Raw genomic sequence first — 15,556 nt, forward strand, 5'->3', positions numbered from 1 at the left:
AAGGAGACCGTCCCGTGAAGCCCAGGAATCCCATTGCCCTCCTCGCCCTGCTCTGGGCCAGCTCACCCGCCTTCGCGCTGGACGCCCAGGTGGTCGGTGCGCTGGAGAAGGCGCTGACCTGCCGGCAGGCCCCGCTGGATGCCCGCGACGACGCAGTGAAGGCGCTGTTCAAGGCCAACGGCATCGTCGCCGTGGACCACGACGAAGACGGCCTGATCGACCTGGAGTACCACCTGCCGCAACCGGTCGAGGTGCTGGGCGTGCCGATCTCCACCCTCTGGTACCGGGGCGACAGCGGCGCGGTGTTCTACGCGCAAGCCACCGGCGACCTGGCGGCCTTCGTCGGCAGGACCGGCGTGCAGCCCGTGCCCAAGGATGAACTGGCCACCAGCGGCTGGGGGCGTGGGCAGTACCGCAAGGAGGTCGGCCAGGCCTCCGACGACACCCCCTTCCCGGATGCCTTCTTCGTCGGCACCGACAGCGCCTCGCCGCCCGGGACGTTCTACTTCGGCTGCCAGGTGTTCGACGGCTGACCGGCGTACGCCGCCAAGCCCCGCCGGGCGCTAGAATGCCCCACCCTTCTCTCCACTCAGGACACCCGCACATGGACCGTCGCCTCCATCGCCCCCTGCTCCGCGCCCTGCCCTGGCTGCTGGCGGCCGCCGCCAGCTTGGCCAACCCCGCCTGGGCCCGCGATGCACAGCCCTGTGAGCCCGCGTTGCTGAACGGCATCGCCCAGCAACTGGGCCAGAAAGGCTGGCAACAGCCGAGCTACGACAGCGAAGGCCCGCTGGTGGCCGCCGCCTGCAAGCGCTGGCCGGACGACGCCCGGCAGAGCGTGGTGGCCCTGGCCTACGACAGCGACGCCAGCGCTGGCACGCCCGGTGAACGCCTGCTGCACCTGCTGGTGGCACGGGTGGACAGCGCCAGCGGGCGCATCCTGGAGCGCCACGAAGGCAACCTGGAAGAAGACGCCCTGCTGGAGATCAGCGCCGACAGCCTCTGGCTGGACACCGCGCGCTACCGCCTGGCCAAGGACGTGCGTGCCTTCGGCGTGGTGATCAGCAGCCAGGCCCGTGGGCCCAGTTGCCCGGACGCGGGTCAGTTCGACGAGCTGACGCTGTTCGTCCCCGGCGAGGCCGCCACCCTACGCCCGGTATTCACCGGCTACCTGCGGGAGTGGATCACCGTGCAGGGCACCAGTTGCGTGAACAACGACCGCTTCCGCTCCGAGCACGCGCGGATGACCCTGGCCATCGGCCCGAAGAGCAGCCACGGGTTCGCCGACCTGATCCTCTCCGCCCAGGTGAGCGACGACGACGACAAGCCGCTGCGCACGGTGAAGAAGACCCTGCAATACGACGGCAAGACCTACCCCTACTCATCCACCGACACCTTCTGGGGCACCCTGAGCGTCGACTGAACCTCAGCGACGCCCGGCCAGGCCCTCCAGCGGGGCCCCTGGTCGCGCGCCGCCCAACAGCGGGAACAGCAACTCCACGCAGAAGCCGCCTTCGGCGCGGTTGCTCAAGCGCAACGAAGCGCCGAGGCGGCGGCTGATCATCTCCACGATGGCCAGCCCCAGGCCCGCACCCTGGGGGTTGCCGGCGCTGTAGAAACGGTCGCAGAGGCGCGCCAGTTCGGCTTCGCTGGCCCCCGGCCCCTGGTCCAGGACCCGCAGGCGCACGCCCTGGCCGAGGGCGTCCACCTGCACCCGCACCTCGCTGCCGGGCGGGGTGAAGGTCAGGGCATTGCTGATGAGGTTCTGCAACAGGATCGACAGCGAGGCTTCCTCGCCCTGCACCGGGCACGCGGGCTCCCCTTCCAGCACCAGTTCCACGTCCTGGCGCAGGGCCAGCGGCGTCAGCTCCGCCAACTCCTCGCGCACCAGGGCCGGCAGGTCCACGGGCTGCCGGGTGTCGATCTCCGGCTCCAGGCGGGCCATGGTGAGCAGCTGGCTGGCGATGCGGGTGGCGCGGCCCACGCCCTGCTGGAGGAAGGCCAGGGCCTCGTCACGCTCCTGGTCGTTGTCGGCCTGACGGGCGTTGCGGGCGTGGATGTCGAGAATGGCCAGGGGCGTGCGCAGCTCGTGGGCGGCATCGGCGATGAAGCGCCGCTCGCGCTCCAGCAGGTTGCGCAGTTGCTGCAGCAGGCGGTCCAGGGCGCTGCGCACCGGCTCCAGCTCGGGCGGCAGCGGGCCGCGTGCCAGGGGTTCCAGGCTGTCCACCGGGCGGGCGCGCAGTTGCCGCGCCAGGCGCTGCAGCGGGCGCAGGCCCCAGCCCAGCAGTTGCCATATCACCAGGGCCAGCAGCGGCAGCCCCACCAGGCTGGGCAGCAAGGCATGCTGGACGATGCGCTGGATCAGGTCCTGGCGCAGGTCGTCTCGCTCGCCGACCCAGATCAGCAGGCCCTGCTCGGCGTCGTCCAGCAGCACGCCGCACCATTCGTGGCCGTCGACGATGAAGTCCTGCACGCCCACCGCCGGGGGTTTCTCCAGCGCCGGGGCGTCGTCGGAACGCAGCAGCAGGCGGCCATCGCGGGACCAGATCTGGAAGGCCACGTCGATCTCGTAGGGGTGGGTCAGCACGCCTTCTGCGGAGCGCTCCATGGCCTGGTCCAGCGCCTGGCGCAGGCTCGCCCAGTCGGCGCGCTCCAGGCCCGGCTGTCGCAGCACGCCCTGCAGCAGGCGGGCGGTCTGCAGCAGCTGGGCGTCGTAGATGCCTTCGATTTCCCGGTGGCTGTCACGCACCGCCAACAGGCCCAGCACCAGGCTACCGATCAGGAACAGCGCCAGGGTCGGCGCGAGGATGCGGGTGCGAATGGCGATCATGGCGCGCGCTCCACCAGGTAACCGACCCCGCGCACAGTGCGGATCAGGCCGCTGTCGAGCTTCTTGCGCAGGTTGTGGATCAGTACTTCGAGGGTGTTGCCGGGGCCGCTCTCGTTCCAGCCGTAGAGGGTGTGGCTGAGGCGCTCACGGGTGACCACCGCCCCAGGGCGCACCAGCAACTGGTGCAGCAGCTGGTACTCCATGGGCGTCATCGCCACCGTCTGCCCGTGGTAGCGCACCTCCTGGGTCGCCGGATCGAGGCTGACGCCGGCATGCTCCAGCAGCGGCTGCGCTCGCCCCTGGCAACGGCGCAGCAGGGCGCGGATGCGAGCCTTGAGTTCGTCCAGGTCCACCGGCTTGACCAGATAGTCGTCGGCGCCGGCATCCAGCCCCTGGATGCGGTCGGCCTTGCCGTCGCGGGCGGTGAGCACCAGCACCGGCACCTGGGTCTCCGGCCGGCTGCGCAGCTGGCGCAGCAGGGTGAGGCCGTCCTGGCGCGGCAGGCCCAGGTCCAGCAGCACCAGGTCGAAGGCCTCGCTGCGCAAGGCATGGCCGGCCTCCACGCCGTCGGCCACCCAGTCGAGGGTGTAACCCTCCTTGCGCAGGGCCACGCGAATGCCCTGGGCCAGGGCGGCATCATCTTCGACCAGCAGCACACGCATGGGGCGCTCTCCATCGTTCGGTGGCGGTCATGATGGGAATTCGCTGCGGCTTGGAAAGCCGGCAAATGTAACGCGCCATTACCCCCTAAGCCTTCGTTAAGCTTCGCGCCACAAGGTGGGCCCCTCACTGAAAAGGAGCCCCACCCATGCGATACCTGCTGCTTCCCACCCTGTTGCTGGCCAGCGCCAGTGCCGTTGCCGGCCCCACCTGCACCGAAGCCGAGCGCAGCACCTGGCAGGACCCGGAGCGCTTCCAGGCCAGCCTGCGCGAGCAGGGCTACGAGATCCGCAAGTTCAAGGTCACCGACGGCAACTGCTACGAGATCTACGGCTACGACAAGGACCGCCGCAAGGTGGAGATCTACCACGACCCGGTGAGCGGCAAGGCCGTGAAGACCGAGGTCGAAGACTGATGCTCAGCCCGACGACGCGCCGCTGGCTGGCCCTGCCGGCGCTCGCCACCCTGAGCTGCAGCCTGCTGCTGGCGGATGACTTCCTCCAGCAGCAGTTCACCCCCAGCAACCGGGCCGAGCTGGAGCTGGGCTACGTGGCGGTGCTCTGGCTGTTCAGCGCCGCCCTCTGGCTCTGCGGCCAACGGCTGCTGGTGGCGGGCATCCTGCTGCTGTTCGCGCTGATGCAGGTGATGCAGCTGGCCAACATCAGCTTCTTCGGCGAACCGCTGAGCGCCATCGACATCCAGGCCCTGCTCAACGACTCGGCCGAGGTGCGCGACACCGCGCTGTACAGCTTCACCCAGCACTGGACGGTGCTGTTGTGCGTCGGCCTGCCCTACACGGCGCTGCTGCTCCTGCACCTGAAGGTGCGCCCGGCCCTGGGCCTGCCTTCGAGCCGCTGGGCGCTGCTGCTCATCGCCGTGGTGCTGCTGTCCAAGCCCTACCGCGCCACCTACCGCAACCTCGACGCCTTCGTCCCCAGCCCGGCCCGCAGCGGCCTGCACAACAGCCTGAACGCCTTCTCCGCCTGGGCGGTGCGCCTGGCCCTGCGCGAGGACGCGCAACTGCCCCCGGCCCCCTTCCAGCCCTACGGCCTGAGCGCCGTGCCCAGCGGCGCCAGGCATGTGTGGCTGGTGGTGGCGGACTCCCTGCGCAGCGACCGGCTCGGCGTGTTCGGCTACGACCGCGACACCACCCCGCGCCTGCAGGCCTACCTGCGCGACCACCCCGACGCCTTGCTGCGCCCTGGCGTGGCGGCCGGCGTGGCCACCGACGTGAGCCTGCCGTACCTGCTCAACCCCATCCGCGAACCCGGCCAGGACCCGCTGCTGCGCACCGGCCAGGTCAACCTGTTCCGCTTCGCCCGGGAAGCTGGCTTCCGCACCCACTGGATCTCGTCCCAGGAGTCCAAGCTGCTGGCGCACCTGGGCAGCCGCTACCTGGACGTGTCGATCACCCGCGAGGACCACCCGCTGCGCTTCCTCCAGCGCCAGGACCGCACCCTGCTCGAGCTGCTGGCTCAGCAGCACTGGGGGCCGCGCAACTTCGTGGTGCTCAACCTGCGCACCGCGCACCTGCCCTACGCAAACAACTACCGCCACGAGGCCCGCGTCGCGCCCTGGCCGGACAAGGGCGCCGCCGACCAGGCCAACGCCTACGACAACGCCATCCACTACCTGGACGAGTTATTGGGCGAGGTGCTGGAGGCGTTCGACCGGCTCGAAGGCGAGCGCTACCTGGTGATCACCGGTGACCACGGCCAGCGCCTGGGCGAGGACGGCCACTGGGGCCACAACGACCTGGTGCCGGAGGTCAGCGACGTGCCGATGATCGTCATCGCTCGCGAGGCGCCGGAGGCACCGCTGCAGCAGCTGGCCAGCGAACGCTGGATCAGCCACTACGAGGCCGGCGCCTGGCTGGCGGCGCGCCTCGGCACCCGGATCGACAACCCCAACCTGCGGCCTGGCGAGCACTTCGTGCACGGCAAGCTGCTGTTCACCGACAACTTCATCCAGCGCGTCTGCGAGTCGGACGACGGCCTGGTGCACCAGCCGCCGAAGCAGCTCAGCCTGCTGCTGAAACGCCCCGACGAAGGCGCCTGCTCGCCCGGCTAGAAGTACTTCAGCCAGGCAAGGTCGCGCCGCCGCGCCTTCAACCGGGCGAAGGCGCGCACCGGCGGGAACAGCGCCACCGCCAGCACCGCGCTGGCCAGCCACAGCGCCCAGACGCCGTCGAAGCCGAACAGCGAGCCCTGGTTGGCGCCGAAGATGGCCAGGCACGCCAGGTAGAGCAGCTTCAGCACGTAGAGGTGCAGCAGGTAGAAGAACATCGGCGCGGCGCCGAAGGTGGCCAGCAGTGGCACCAGGCGCGCCTGGCCGATGCGCTCGAAGGCCCGCAGCAGCCACAGGCCGAGCCCCAGGGTGAGGGCCAGGAACAGCAGCGACGGCGGGTACTTGGTGATGTTGAAGAAGGCCATCAGTGTGTGGGTCAGGTCGGCGCCTGGCGCCCAGGGCCGTTCGCCGTAGCCGTTCACCAGGCGCAGCAGCACGAAGAGCAGCAGGCATGCCGCGCCGGTCACCCACAGCCGGTGCTGGCGCGTCTCCGCCTGGCTGCCCCGGCCGAACCAGGGCCCCAGGGCATAGCCCAGGGCGATCACGCCGATCCACGGCAGCACCGGGTAGGAGGTGCGCAGGCGCAGGCTCTCGCCCAGCTCGATCCAGCCCCGGTCATGCAGCACCGCCCAGGGGATGTGCGCCCAGGTGCCAGGCTCGGCATGCACGCCATCCAGCAGGTTGTGCCCGGCCACCAGCAGCAGACCGAGGGCCACCAGCGCCGGGCGCGGCAGCCAGACCAGCGCGGAGAGCGCCAGCATGCTCAGGCCGATGGCCCAGATCACCTGCAGGTACATCACGCTGGGCGGCCACTGGAAGGTCCAGGCGAAGTTGACCAGGGTGAGCTCCAGCACCACCAGGAACAGCCCGCGCTTGAACAGGAAGGCCGACACCGCTGCGCGCCCGTCGTGCTTCTCGCCGTACAGGTAGGCGGACAACCCGGTCAGCAGGATGAACACCGGGGCGCAGAGGTGCGCCAGGGTGCGGCAGAGGAACAGCGCCGGATCGGTGCTGGCCACGTCCATCGGGTCCCCCACCTGGTGGTGCAGGTAGAAGGTCTCGCGGACGTGGTCCAGCAGCATGAAGAGGATGACGAGGCCCCGCAGGGCGTCGATGGATTGCAGGCGGGTCTGGGGCGTGAGGGGCATGGGCGGGCTCTGTTTTGAAACGTAATAAGATTACGTTTCGGCGCAATCCATGCCAAGCGAGAACTCATCCCATCCACATCTGCCCGGCCTTCAGCCTCCCGGCCGCTCGACGAAATAGCGCGCCGGTGTCTGCCCGAAGGCCTTACGGAACATGGCGATGAAGTTGCTCGGCGAGGCGTAGCCCAGGGCATCGGCCACCACCGCCACCGGATCGCCCTGAGCCAGGCGCTCCAAGGCGTGCACCAGCCGCGCCTGCTGCCGCCACTCGGCGAAGGCCATGCCGGTCTCGGCGATGAACAGGCGCCGGGCGGTGCGTGGCGACAGCCCGGCGGTTTCGGCCCAGGCCTCCAGGCTGCGGGTGTCCGCCAGGTTGGCCAGCAGCCCACGGGCGATGGGCAGCACCCGGCGGTCGGTGGGCATCGGCAGGTGGAGCGGCTCGGTGGGCGCGGCGACGATCTCGTCCAGCAGCACCTGCACCAGCCGCTCGCGCTCGGGGGTCAGCGCCTCGCGGGGGTTCCAGCTGGCCGCGCGGCTGACCAGCGCGCGCATCACCTCGCCCACGCCCATCACCTGGGGATGGGCCGGCAACCGGGCGCAGGCCGAGGGTTCGATCAGCACGCTCCACCCGGACAGCACGCCGCTCAGGCTCGCCCAATGGGGCACCCCCGGTGGCATCCAGGCGGCGCGGTACGGCGGCAGCACCCAGGAGCCCTGGGCGGTCCGCACGTGCACCAGGCCCGTCTCGACGCAGGTGAGCTGCCCGCGCCGGTGGCGGTGCCAGTCGGTTTCCTGGCTGCCCAGGCGGAAGACGTGGTCGGGCTCGTGGCCGCCGCGCAGGGCGATGAGCAGCGGACCGCCGAGCAGGTCCGTCAGGTCGGCTTCAGTGATGGTGGCGATCTCCGGCGTGGCAGGTTTGCAACATAGCTTGTCCGGATGCGGTTATCGGAACAAGTGCCCTCGCCCCGATCCTGATGGCGAACGCCGGATTACCGGCCCAACAGGAGACACCGATGAACACCCTCGCCACCGGCCAGCGGGCGCCCGCGCCCACGGCCCTGCTGAACACCGGCGCGCCCCTCTGGCTCGCCACCCTGATCGCCTGCCTGGCCTCCTTCATGGTGGTGATGGACGGCGCCATCGTGAACGTCGCGCTCCCTTCCATGGCCCGGGACCTGGGGCTGGACGCGGGCAGTCGCCAGTGGGTGGTGGACGCCTACCTGGTGGCCCTGGGCGGGCTGATGCTGCTGGCCGCACGGCTGGCCGACCGCCTCGGCCGGCGCCGGGTGCTGCGCGCCGGCCTGGCGCTGTTCAGCCTGGCCAGCCTGGTCGGTGGCCTGGCCCAGGGCCCGGCGGTGCTGGTGGCAGCGCGGGCCTTCCAGGGTGCGGGAGCGGCGGTGCTGGCCACCTCGACCCTGGCGGTGATCGTCGGCGCCCACGGGCCGGGCGCCGGGCGGGACCGCGCCATCGCCCTGTGGACCGCCTCCGGTTCGCTGGCGGCGGCCTTCGGCGTGCTGCTGGGCGGCCTGCTCACGGCCTACGCCAGCTGGCGCTGGGTGATGTTCGTCAACGTGCCCCTGGGCCTCGGCCTGTTCGTGCTCGCCTCAGCCACCCTGGCGCCCGGCGTGCCGACGAATCCCAAGCCGCTGGACGTGGGCGGCGCGCTGACCGTCACCGGTGCCGCCAGCGCCCTGGTCTACGCCCTGGTGAGCAGCGTCGGCCTGGGCTGGAGCGCGCCAAGGGTGCTGATGGCGCTGGGCCTGGCGGCGCTGCTGGGCGTGGCCTTCCTGATCATCGAGGCGCGGGTGCGCGAGCCGCTGGTGCGCCTGGGCCTGTTTCGCCAGCGCAACGTGGCGCTGGGCAACCTGTTGCTGCTGAGCCTGGGCGCGACCCTCACCGCATCGCTGTATTTCCTGGCCCTGGCGCTGCACGAGGTGGCCGGCCTGGGCGCCCGCGACACCGGCCTTGCCATGCTGCCGACCTGCCTGGCTATCGCCAGCGCAGCCCTGGGTGCCCGCTGGCTCGCCGCACGGGGGATACGCCACTTGCCCGGCCTCGGAGGGGTGCTGGCGGCGCTGGGCTTTCTCGGGCTGGCCTGGCTGCCGAAGGAAGTGGACCTGCTGCGCCATGTGGCGGGCCCGACCCTGCTGCTGGGCGCCGGGGTCGGACTGATGCTGGCCACGGCGGTGCACGCAGCCATCGCCGGGATCGCCCCGGCGGACACGGCGCTGGCCTCCGGCCTGCTCAACACCTCGCGGCAGTTGGGCGGCGCACTGGGGATCGCGGTATTCGTCAGCCTGGCCCATCACACCAGCGCCCAGGCACTGGCCACCGGGCTGGATGCCGGGACGGCGACCCTGGCGGGCTACCACGCGGCCTTCGTCGCCATCGCCGGGGTCAGCCTGCTGACCGCCCTCCTCGCCCTGGGCCTGCGCCGCGCAGGCTGAGCCGGCTCAGAGTTCGCGGGACATGAACTGGTGGATGCGCTCGCGCAGCCAGCGCTCGGCGGGGTCGTTGTCGTGGGCGCCGCTCCAGACCATGGACAGTTCGGCCTTGTCCACCTCGAAGGGGGCGTCGTCGGCGCGCAGGCTGCCGTCGTCCACCAGGGTGCAGGCGGCGTAGTCGGGCACCGTGGCGATCATCTCGGTGCCCCGCAGCAGCGCCCGCAGGCTGCCGAACTGGGGCACCGCGAGCACCACCTGGCGGCTGCGGCCGATGCGCGCCAGGTCCTGGTCGATGTTGCCGGAGAGGTCGCCGGAGAACGACACCATCACGTGGCGGCGGGCGCAGTAGTCGTCCAGGGTCAGCGGGCCGGGACGGTCGTCGCCGCGCAGCACCTTGACGCCGATGTCGCGCAGCTTGCGGCGCTTGGCGTTGGCCGGCAGGTCGGTGGTGTAGCTGACGCCGACGGTGATCTCCCCCGAGGCGAGCAGCGCCGGCATCAGCAGGAAGTTGGCCCGGCGCACCACCACCACGATGTTCGGCGCCTCTTCCTGGAGGGCGTTGAGCAGCGCGGGGAACAGGCCGAACTCGGCGTCGTCGGAAAGCCCGAGGCGGAACACGTTGGTGCTGGTGGCGGGGTCGAAGCTCTTGGCCCGGCTGACGGCGGCGGAGATCACGTCCATGGCCGGGCGCAGCTCGGCGAAGATCTCCTGGGCCCGGCTGGTGGGCACCATGCCCCGGCCGCTGCGGATCAGCAGCGGGTCGTCGAACAGATCGCGCAGGCGTGCCAGGGCGGCGCTGACGGTGGACTGGGAAAGGAACAGCTTCTCGCCGACCCGGGTGAGGTTGGGTTCGAGCATCAGGGCTTCGAAGATCACCAGCAGGTTCATGTCGACGCGGCGGAGGTCGTTGCGGTTCATGGGCGCATCCGGGCAGTGGCTGAGCGGGCTATTCAAGCATGGGCCCGCCCGCCTGGCTTGCACGGATGTGCCTTGACGGCACGCCCCGGTCACCGCGACCGGGGCGTGCCCGTGGGCTCAGGCGCCCGGCACCTGCAGGGCGCGGGGACGCTGGCTGCGCTGCTCGTCCTGGTTGTGGCTGGCCGGCTGCAGCACGAAGTCGAACTGCAACTCGGCGCAGGGGCCTTCCACGCCATGGGCGCTGCCGCTGGGCAGGTGGGTCACCTCGCCCACCAGCCCTTCGCGGGTGGCGTAGGCGAAGTCGTCCCACAGGTAGCGGTCCCCGGCGAGGTTGATCTGGGTGGTCAGGTGGCAGTGGCCGCCGGCCGAGATGAAGAAGTGGATGTGCGCGGGGCGCTGGCCGTGCCGGCCGAGGCCGTCGAGGCATTCCTGGGTCGGGCCCTGGGGGTCGCAACCGTAGCCGGAGGGGATGATGCTGCGGGCGCGGTAGCGACCCTCGGCGTCGGTGACGATGCGGCGGCGCAGGTTGTACTCGGACTGGCTGGAGTCGAAGTAGGAATACAGGCCCTTGGTGTTGGCGTGCCACAGGTCCACCACCGCGCCGGCCAGCGGGCGGCCGTCGGTGTCGCGCACCGTGCCTTCGAGGAACAGCGGGATGCCCACGCCGTCTTCGCTGCCGTCATCCAGCCGCGCGAAGCCTTCGCTCAGCGGCGCCCCGGCCACGTAGAGCGGGCCTTCGATGGTGCGCGGGGTACCGCCGGTACGCCCGGCCTCGGCGTCGCGGGCATCCTGCAGCATGTCGAGGAAGCGCTCCAGGCCCAGCCCTGCCACCAGCAGGCCGGCCTCGCCACGGGCACCCAGGCGGTTGAGGTAGTCGACGGCCTTCCAGAACTCGTCATCGGTGATGGCCAGCTCTTCGATCAGCCGGGCGCCATCCTGCAGCACCCGCTGGACGATGCGCTTGAGGCGCGGGTTGCCGGCGTCGTTGCCGAAACCGGCCGCCTGCTCGAAGAAACGCTGGAGTTCGGCAGTCTGGGAAATCTTCACGGTCATGGGGGTCACCTCATTGTTCTTGTTCAGGGCGTTCGGGGCTCAGCGGTCGTCATCATGGATCGACGAGGGGTGGCGGCAGAGTCCGTCGATCTCGATGTCCATGTAGGGAAACAGCGGCAGTTGCATCAGGGTGTCGTGCAGCGCTTCGACGCTGGGCACGTCGAACACGCTGTAATTGGCGTAGTGCCCGGCGATGCGCCAGAGGTGGCGCCAGGTGCCCTCGCGCTGCAGGCGCTGGGCCAGGGCCTTCTCGTCGGCCTTGAGCCGGGCGGTCCGTTCCGGGTCCATGTCGGCGGGCAGGCGGACGGTCATCTTCACGTGGAACAGCATGGTCGGGGTCCTCCGGGGTCAGGAACGGCGGAAGCGCGCCAGGCGCTCCTCGTCCAGGGTCAGGCCGATGCCGGGGGTACGCGGCACCTGCAGCTGGAAGTCACGGTAGACGGGGGGCTCGGTGACGATCTCCTCGGTCAGCAGCAGCGGCCCGAACAGCTCGGTGCCCCAGGTCAGCTGGCGCAGGGTGAGGAAGGCCTGGGCGGACGCCAGGGTGCCGATGGCGCCTTCAAGCATGGTGCCGCCGTAGAGCGCCACGCCCGCCGCCTCGGCGATCTGGGCAGTGCGCAGCACGGCACGGGGGCCGCCGTTCTTGGCGATCTTCAGGGCGAACACGCTGGCAGCGCCCTCGGCGGCGAGACTGAAGGCATCCTCGACGCTCTCGATGGATTCGTCGGCCATGATCGGCGCCGGGCTGGAGCGGTTCAGGCGCACCTGGCCGCTGCGGTTGTAACGCGGGATCGGCTGCTCGATGAGGTCGATGCCGTGCTCGCCGAGCACCCGGCAACCGCGGATCGCCTGGGACTCGTCCCAGTGCTGGTTGACGTCCACGCGCACGCTGGCGCGGTCGCCCAGGGCGCGCTTGATGGCCACCGCGTGGGCCAGGTCCTGCTCCAGGGGGTTGGCGCCGATCTTCAGCTTGAACAGGCGGTGGCGGCGCAGGTCGAGCATGCGCTCGGCCTCCTCGATGTCGCGGCCGGTGTCGCCGCTGGCCAGCGTCCAGGCCACTTCCAGGCCCTCGCGCACGCGGCCGCCGAGCAGTTCGCTGACCGGCAGCCCGAGGCGCTTGCCCTGGGCGTCCAGCAGGGCCGTCTCGATGCCGGACTTGGCGAAGGTATTGCCCTTGGCCACCCGGTCCAGGCGCTGCATGGCGGCGTTGATGTTGTCCGCCGGCTGGCCGATCAGCGCCGGGGCCAGGTGCGCGTCGATGTTGGCCTTCATCCCTTCCGGGCTCTCGTAGCCGTAGGACAGCCCGCCGATGGTGGTGGACTCGCCGATGCCCTCCACGCCGTCGCTGCAGCGCAGGCGCAGGATCACCAGGGTCTGCCGCTGCAGGGTGTGCATGGCCAGCTTGTGCGGGCGGATGGTCGGCAGGTCGACGATGCAGGTGTCCAGCCGTTCGATCAGGGGGGTGCTCATGGGTGTGCTTCCGTGGCGCAGGGTTCGGCTCGCTCGATACCCTGCAAGTCTGGGTTTGGGTGGACGAACATTGCGCCAGCGGGAACGACAGGTCCAATATCATCTCCCTCTTCTTTCATACCCGGGAGGTATCGTGGAACTCAGGCACCTGCGCTATTTCCAGGCCGTGGCGGACACCCTCAACTTCACCCGCGCGGCGGAGCGCCTGCACATCGCCCAGCCCCCGCTGAGCCGGCAGATCCAGCAACTGGAGGAGGAGCTGGGCACGCCGCTGCTGGAGCGCGGCCGACCGCTGCGGCTGACCGAGGCCGGTCGCTACTTCCATGAACAGAGCGCAGCCCTGCTGCAGCAGGTGCAGGCCCTCTGCGACACCACCCGGCGCATCGGCCAGGGGCAACGCCAGTGGCTGGGCATCGGCTTCGCCCCTTCCACGCTCTATGCGGTGCTGCCGGAGCTGATCCGCGAGCTGCGCCAGGACCCGGACCTGGAGCTGGGCCTGCAGGAAATGACCACCCTGCAGCAGGTGGAGGCGCTGAAGAGCGGGCGCATCGACATCGGCTTCGGACGCATCCGCTTCGACGACCCGGCCATCCACCAGCAGGTGCTGCGGGAAGACCCGCTGGTGGCGGTGCTGCCCGCCGGCCATCGGCTGCTCGGGCGCCCGGTGTCGCTGCAGCAGCTCGCCGACGAACCCTTCGTGCTCTACCCCGCCAACCCGCGCCCGAGCTACGCCGACCACGTGCTGGCGCTGTTCGCCAACCGTGGCCTGGCGGTGCGCGTCGGGCAGTGGGCCAACGAGCTGCAGACCGCCATCGGCCTGGTTGCGGCCGGCCTGGGCGTCGCCCTGGTGCCGGCCTCGGTACGCCAGCAGCACCGGGCCGACATCGACTACGCCGAGGTGCTGGAGCCGGAGGCGGTCTCGCCCATCATCCTCAGCCGCCGCGCCCAGGACGGCAGCGCCCATGTCCAGCGCTGCCTGGAGCTGATCCAGCGGGTCAACCGCTGAGGCGGACCGTGCTGGTGGGGCCGGGCGCATTTCCGTACCATGCGCGCCCCTCCCCCATCCCCGACAGGGCCGGCAGCGCGCCGACCCGGTAAGCCCATGAAGAAACCCCGCCTGCGTCATGAAGTCCTGGCCGGTCTCACCACCGCCTTCGCCCTGGTGCCCGAGTGCATCGCCTTCGCCCTGGTCGCCCACCTCAACCCGCTCATGGGGCTGTACGGCGCCTTCATCATCTGCACCCTCACCGCCCTGTTCGGCGGCCGGCCGGGGATGATATCCGGCGCTGCCGGTTCCATGGCGGTGGTCATCGTCGCCCTGGTGGTGGAGCACGGCGTGCAGTACCTGCTGGCCACCACGGTGCTGGCCGGGGCGGTGATGCTGCTGTTCGGGGCGTTGCGCCTGGGCAAGCTGGTGCGCATGGTGCCGCACCCGGTGATGCTGGGCTTCGTCAACGGCCTGGCGATCGTCATCGCCCTGGCCCAGCTGGAGCACTTCAAGCAGGGCGACGCCTGGCTGAGCGGCATGCCGCTGTACACCATGCTCGGCCTGGTGGTGCTGACCATGGCGGTGGTCTGGCTGCTGCCGCGACTGACCCGCGCCGTGCCACCGGCGCTGGTGGCGATCCTCGGTGTCGGGCTGCTGGTGCACCTGCTGGGCCTGCCCACCCGCACCCTGGCGGACATGGCGCAGATCGCCGGCGGCCTGCCCAGCTTCGCCCTGCCGTCGGTGCCCTGGAACCTGGAGACGCTGCAGATCATCGCGCCCTATGCGCTGCTGATGGCCATGGTCGGGCTGCTGGAGACCCTGCTCACCCTCAACCTCACCGACGAGATCACCGAGAGCCGGGGCTTCCCCGACCGCGAGTGCGTGGCCCTGGGCGCGGCCAACATCGTCTCCGGCGCGTTCGGCGGGATGGGCGGCTGCGCGATGATCGGCCAGACCGCCATCAACCTCAGCTCCGGCGGCCGGGGCCGGCTGTCCGGCGTCGTGGCCGGGGTGATGATCCTGCTGTTCGTGCTGTTCCTGTCCCCGCTGATCGAGCGCATCCCGCTGGCGGCGCTGGCCGGGGTGATGTTCGTGGTGGCCCAGCAGACCTTCGCCTGGGGCTCCCTGCGGGTGGCCGGCAAGGTGCCGCTGAACGACGTGCTGGTGATCGTCGCCGTCACCGTGATCACCGTCTTCACCGACCTGGCCGCCGCCGTGCTCTGCGGCATCGTCATCGCCGCCCTGAACTTCGCCTGGCACCACGCCCGCGAGCTGTACGCCGACAGCCACATCGAGGCCGACGGCAGCAAGCTCTACCGGCTGCACGGTACGCTGTTCTTCGCCTCCGCCACGCCCTTCCTCAACCAGTTCGACCCGGCCGGCGACCCGGAGCGAGTCACCCTCGACTGCCGGCACCTCAGCTTCGTCGACTACTCCGCCATCGCCGCCCTCAAGACCCTGCGCGAGCGCTACACCAAGGCCGGCAAGCACCTGCGCGTGGAGCACCTCTCCGAGCGCTGCCGCACCCTGCTCCGGCGCGCAGGGGAACAGCCGGCCTGAGGGCGCCGTCGGGGCGGGGATCCGGATCGATAGCCACCCCGGCCGCCAGGCAACGCCCGGGCCAGGGTGGGGAAGCCCTTAGACGAATGCCTGGGCGCGGCGGCGGGAGCGCGGCAGGCGCTGCTTGCCGGGGGTCTGGCTCAGGCGGGCCTGCCAGCTCTGCCAGGCGCTGCCCTGGGTGGCGGCCTGCTGGGGGCTCTTGCGGGCAACAGGCTCGCTGCGCGGCGGCGTGACACGCGCCTGGGCGGCTGTGGCCTGGGGCGCGGCGCCCTGTTCAGCCTGGGTGAAGGCGTTGGTCCGGCGACAGGTCTTGCAGGTGACCTCGGCCGGCTGGTTGGAGGCGTTCAGGTTGGCATCGCTGCGGCCGCAGGCACCCTGACCCTCTCCGCTCAGGAAATGGATAACCATTTGATTCTCCTAA

At 70.7% G+C, this 15,556-nt stretch carries 16 protein-coding genes; 7 read left to right on the top strand and 9 right to left on the bottom strand.

Annotation, left to right across the window (positions count from 1 at the left end):
* The first annotated feature begins 14 nt into the window (after window positions 1–14).
* Together FBY21_RS06240 and FBY21_RS06245 are read left to right on the top strand one after the other, a co-directional pair.
* Window positions 15–533, top strand: coding sequence for a hypothetical protein (locus FBY21_RS06240; protein WP_142009540.1), 519 nt, complete (start codon window positions 15–17; stop codon window positions 531–533).
* Between the two features lie 71 nt (window positions 534–604).
* A complete protein-coding gene (locus FBY21_RS06245; protein ID WP_313904170.1) occupies window positions 605–1,423 on the top strand; it encodes a hypothetical protein in 819 nt (272 codons plus the stop codon).
* Between the two features lie 3 nt (window positions 1,424–1,426).
* Here FBY21_RS06245 and FBY21_RS06250 read toward each other — a convergent pair whose 3' ends face one another.
* Both FBY21_RS06250 and FBY21_RS06255 read right to left on the bottom strand, forming a co-directional pair.
* Window positions 1,427–2,830, bottom strand: a complete 1,404-nt coding sequence (locus FBY21_RS06250; RefSeq protein WP_044407681.1) for an ATP-binding protein — start codon at window positions 2,828–2,830, stop codon at window positions 1,427–1,429.
* Window positions 2,827–3,492 (bottom strand): response regulator, encoded by a 666-nt coding sequence (locus tag FBY21_RS06255; protein ID WP_044407692.1) that lies wholly within the window; start codon window positions 3,490–3,492, stop codon window positions 2,827–2,829. Before FBY21_RS06255 ends, FBY21_RS06250 begins: the two co-directional genes overlap by 4 nt.
* A 146-nt stretch (window positions 3,493–3,638) precedes the next feature.
* Between FBY21_RS06255 and FBY21_RS06260 the strand changes: the two genes are divergently transcribed.
* Together FBY21_RS06260 and FBY21_RS06265 are read left to right on the top strand one after the other, a co-directional pair.
* Window positions 3,639–3,905: a PepSY domain-containing protein gene (locus FBY21_RS06260; protein ID WP_142009542.1), complete on the top strand. Its 267-nt coding sequence runs from the start codon at window positions 3,639–3,641 to the stop codon at window positions 3,903–3,905.
* Window positions 3,905–5,560, top strand: coding sequence for a phosphoethanolamine transferase (locus tag FBY21_RS06265; RefSeq protein ID WP_142009544.1), 1,656 nt, complete (start codon window positions 3,905–3,907; stop codon window positions 5,558–5,560). The genes FBY21_RS06260 and FBY21_RS06265 overlap by 1 nt, the downstream gene beginning before the upstream one ends.
* On the opposite strand, the gene FBY21_RS06270 is transcribed toward FBY21_RS06265, so the two are convergent.
* Together FBY21_RS06270 and FBY21_RS06275 are read right to left on the bottom strand one after the other, a co-directional pair.
* Complete coding sequence (locus FBY21_RS06270) at window positions 5,557–6,705, bottom strand: DUF1624 domain-containing protein (RefSeq protein ID WP_142009547.1); 1,149 nt, start codon at window positions 6,703–6,705, stop codon at window positions 5,557–5,559. The two genes, FBY21_RS06265 and FBY21_RS06270, sit on opposite strands and share 4 nt — an antisense overlap.
* 90 nt (window positions 6,706–6,795) lie before the next feature.
* Window positions 6,796–7,437, bottom strand: a complete 642-nt coding sequence (locus FBY21_RS06275; RefSeq protein ID WP_232104286.1) for a helix-turn-helix domain-containing protein — start codon at window positions 7,435–7,437, stop codon at window positions 6,796–6,798.
* A 278-nt stretch (window positions 7,438–7,715) separates the two neighbouring features.
* On the opposite strand from FBY21_RS06275, the gene FBY21_RS06280 reads away from it, so the two are divergent.
* Window positions 7,716–9,149: an MFS transporter gene (locus FBY21_RS06280; protein WP_142009551.1), complete on the top strand. Its 1,434-nt coding sequence runs from the start codon at window positions 7,716–7,718 to the stop codon at window positions 9,147–9,149.
* A 6-nt stretch (window positions 9,150–9,155) separates the two neighbouring features.
* Here FBY21_RS06280 and FBY21_RS06285 read toward each other — a convergent pair whose 3' ends face one another.
* The 4 genes from FBY21_RS06285 to FBY21_RS06300 form a co-directional block, all read right to left on the bottom strand.
* A complete protein-coding gene (locus FBY21_RS06285; RefSeq protein ID WP_074971144.1) occupies window positions 9,156–10,064 on the bottom strand; it encodes a LysR family transcriptional regulator in 909 nt (302 codons plus the stop codon).
* A 117-nt stretch (window positions 10,065–10,181) separates the two neighbouring features.
* Entirely contained in the window at window positions 10,182–11,117 is a 936-nt protein-coding gene (gene catA, locus FBY21_RS06290) for a catechol 1,2-dioxygenase (protein WP_142009554.1), read from the bottom strand.
* Window positions 11,118–11,156: 39 nt separating this feature from the next.
* Window positions 11,157–11,447 (bottom strand): muconolactone Delta-isomerase, encoded by a 291-nt coding sequence (catC, locus tag FBY21_RS06295; RefSeq protein ID WP_142009556.1) that lies wholly within the window; start codon window positions 11,445–11,447, stop codon window positions 11,157–11,159.
* Window positions 11,448–11,465: 18 nt separating this feature from the next.
* On the bottom strand, window positions 11,466–12,587 hold the full coding sequence (locus FBY21_RS06300) for a muconate cycloisomerase family protein (protein WP_142009559.1): 1,122 nt from the start codon (window positions 12,585–12,587) through the stop codon (window positions 11,466–11,468).
* Window positions 12,588–12,720: 133 nt separating this feature from the next.
* Here FBY21_RS06300 and FBY21_RS06305 point away from each other — a divergent pair, with 133 nt between their 5' ends.
* The gene (locus tag FBY21_RS06305; RefSeq protein WP_142009561.1) at window positions 12,721–13,593 is read left to right on the top strand and encodes a LysR family transcriptional regulator; all 873 of its coding nucleotides are present in this window, start codon (window positions 12,721–12,723) and stop codon (window positions 13,591–13,593) included.
* A 96-nt stretch (window positions 13,594–13,689) separates the two neighbouring features.
* Window positions 13,690–15,135, top strand: a complete 1,446-nt coding sequence (locus tag FBY21_RS06310) for a SulP family inorganic anion transporter (protein ID WP_142009563.1) — start codon at window positions 13,690–13,692, stop codon at window positions 15,133–15,135.
* Between the two features lie 78 nt (window positions 15,136–15,213).
* Here FBY21_RS06310 and FBY21_RS06315 read toward each other — a convergent pair whose 3' ends face one another.
* Window positions 15,214–15,543, bottom strand: a complete 330-nt coding sequence (locus tag FBY21_RS06315; protein ID WP_142009566.1) for a hypothetical protein — start codon at window positions 15,541–15,543, stop codon at window positions 15,214–15,216.
* Window positions 15,544–15,556: the final 13 nt, after the last annotated feature.

The sequence above is a fragment of the Pseudomonas sp. SLBN-26 genome (assembly GCF_006715895.1).
Lineage (GTDB): Bacteria > Pseudomonadota > Gammaproteobacteria > Pseudomonadales > Pseudomonadaceae > Metapseudomonas > Metapseudomonas otitidis.

What these genes read in the sequence shown, in the direction of transcription:
- FBY21_RS06245 (WP_313904170.1), top strand. Translation starts at nt 605, where the DNA reads ATGGACCGTCGCCTCCATCGCCCCCTGCTCCGCGCCCTGCCCTGGCTG.
- FBY21_RS06250 (WP_044407681.1), bottom strand. Translation starts at nt 2,830, where the DNA reads ATGATCGCCATTCGCACCCGCATCCTCGCGCCGACCCTGGCGCTGTTC.
- FBY21_RS06255 (WP_044407692.1), bottom strand. Translation starts at nt 3,492, where the DNA reads ATGCGTGTGCTGCTGGTCGAAGATGATGCCGCCCTGGCCCAGGGCATT.
- FBY21_RS06260 (WP_142009542.1), top strand. Translation starts at nt 3,639, where the DNA reads ATGCGATACCTGCTGCTTCCCACCCTGTTGCTGGCCAGCGCCAGTGCC.
- FBY21_RS06265 (WP_142009544.1), top strand. Translation starts at nt 3,905, where the DNA reads ATGCTCAGCCCGACGACGCGCCGCTGGCTGGCCCTGCCGGCGCTCGCC.
- FBY21_RS06270 (WP_142009547.1), bottom strand. Translation starts at nt 6,705, where the DNA reads ATGCCCCTCACGCCCCAGACCCGCCTGCAATCCATCGACGCCCTGCGG.
- FBY21_RS06280 (WP_142009551.1), top strand. Translation starts at nt 7,716, where the DNA reads ATGAACACCCTCGCCACCGGCCAGCGGGCGCCCGCGCCCACGGCCCTG.
- FBY21_RS06285 (WP_074971144.1), bottom strand. Translation starts at nt 10,064, where the DNA reads ATGAACCGCAACGACCTCCGCCGCGTCGACATGAACCTGCTGGTGATC.
- catA (WP_142009554.1), bottom strand. Translation starts at nt 11,117, where the DNA reads ATGACCGTGAAGATTTCCCAGACTGCCGAACTCCAGCGTTTCTTCGAG.
- catC (WP_142009556.1), bottom strand. Translation starts at nt 11,447, where the DNA reads ATGCTGTTCCACGTGAAGATGACCGTCCGCCTGCCCGCCGACATGGAC.
- FBY21_RS06300 (WP_142009559.1), bottom strand. Translation starts at nt 12,587, where the DNA reads ATGAGCACCCCCCTGATCGAACGGCTGGACACCTGCATCGTCGACCTG.
- FBY21_RS06310 (WP_142009563.1), top strand. Translation starts at nt 13,690, where the DNA reads ATGAAGAAACCCCGCCTGCGTCATGAAGTCCTGGCCGGTCTCACCACC.
- FBY21_RS06315 (WP_142009566.1), bottom strand. Translation starts at nt 15,543, where the DNA reads ATGGTTATCCATTTCCTGAGCGGAGAGGGTCAGGGTGCCTGCGGCCGC.